Annotated in this window: 1 protein-coding gene; it reads right to left on the bottom strand. The window is 43.5% G+C overall.

The genetic code is table 11. From position 1 onward, the window contains the following. Nucleotides 1-510: 510 nt before the first annotated feature. On the bottom strand, nucleotides 511-1,533 hold the full coding sequence (locus U9Q77_12700; protein ID MEA3288217.1) for a transposase: 1,023 nt from the start codon (nucleotides 1,531-1,533) through the stop codon (nucleotides 511-513). Nucleotides 1,534-1,738: the final 205 nt, after the last annotated feature.

The raw sequence follows: 1,738 nt of genomic DNA, 5'->3' as shown, positions 1-1,738 counted from the left end.
GGCTATGCCTGCCTATGCCGAAGTCGGTCTTCTATGAAAAAGAAAGTCAAGGGAAAAGTTTTCCTAGCCATCATTATTTTAGATGGTTCCTTGACGGTGCGTCCTTCCCCTAGCCCGTCCCCGTGAGCGTTTCTAGACTTTGTTAAGAACGAGAGGTTTCTGTTGATTGGCCCTTGGTCAACATTTTCTTTGGTTGCCTGTATAGTTCCAGTCATTTATTGAATGACATTTCGAGTTCTTCAGTTGCTGACAAGTCATGTTATCTCTGTGTGAGACACATTCATTCTTCTATTTAGCTCTCATCCGCTATCCAGATAATCCAGATGTTTTTCACATCAGCGCCGGAGCATTACAACATTGAGATATATGTGGAGGAGGGTTAGTCTCCGCAGGGATCTCAGGTGCCAACCCGGATCATGACCGAAAAAAACCTCTCCTCCTCTTAGAACCTATGGATCTATCATCCAGACTGGTATTCTTGGCTTCCAGTCGTTCTCAGTTCAAAGATTCTCACATATGTCTAGAGCAACTTTGATTTCTCTTCCGTGTCACCTCCCAATAGTTATCGTCATAAGGTTTACCAGACTTCCATACACCCAGTACTGTGGCAGCTACCATTTTGGCAATTTTATTTCTGGCTTCTTTATCATTTTTACCTGTGGCGCGCTGTGTATCATACTCTCGACGAAAAGCATTATTACCATTGAGTGAACTCAGAGCTGCTCCTCTGAAGGCATCCTTCAATATGGGCTGTCCCAGTGAACGTCTTCTCCCATAGAGCTTGCCATCACTCATGCGGCCATGTTTAGTCAGTCTGGAATAGGCTACCAAGTTTCCTTTCCTGGCAAAGCGATAAGGGGTAACCATAACTGCTACAACATGATTGGCTCGGATCGTTCCAAGCCCGGGGATGCCTTTCAATAATTTCACCGGCTTATAGTTGTGAACGTTCTGAACAAGCTGCTTCACATATTTTTGCTTATGCAGATCCAGTAACTGAATCTGTTCATACAAGCTGCTGCCTACCAGCTGTCGCTGTTCAGGATTCAACTGCAATAATAACTCCTGATCCTCGTAGATATCTCCATCTTTGATAGAAATGCCTGCTTCGCGATAAAGAGCACTATAACGGTTCTTGGTCCTGACAATCTCCTGGAGCAAATCATCGTAACCTGAAATTAATACTCGCAGATTCATCAAGACATCATCTGAGTGGAATACCGACTTCAATCTGTTGACTCTTAGCAAATCAGCTATTTCTCTAGCATCAAGCCAATCGTTCTTGGCTCCATTACTTTTAGGTGGCTGACACACGATCAGTTCATCTACCTCATCTTTGAGTAAGAGGTACAACCACTGTGACATTACTCCTTCTTCATAACTTAACTTCTTGGAACCCTTAACAGATCTAACAAACTCGAGAATCGTATCCTCCCGAGTCTCGACTTTCTTACGGTGTAACATCCTACCGTTTCTTGAAAGAACTACGAAATAACTGTTTTTACTGTGAGCATCCATTCCTATATACTTCATAATGCAGCGCCTCCTTTTTGGCTGATTAATGTTGGACAACCAAAATTAACCAGAAAGGACGCTGCTTTTTCATATATTGTCTCCGCGCAGGCAGGCATAAAATTTTAAGCTTACAGAACAGCAAAACTTGTCTCCCGTAGCGTGTAAAGCGTAGGGTGATATTTTGAACCTATGCGCGCCCTCTGAAGTACAAATGGTGTGCGCC

The sequence above is a fragment of the Candidatus Neomarinimicrobiota bacterium genome (assembly GCA_034716895.1).
In the GTDB taxonomy this organism is placed as follows: Bacteria; Fidelibacterota; UBA8477; order UBA8477; family JABMPR01; genus JABMPR01.
This window is presented reverse-complemented; position numbering and strand designations above follow the sequence as displayed.

What these genes read in the sequence shown, in the direction of transcription:
- U9Q77_12700 (MEA3288217.1), bottom strand. Translation starts at nt 1,533, where the DNA reads ATGAAGTATATAGGAATGGATGCTCACAGTAAAAACAGTTATTTCGTA.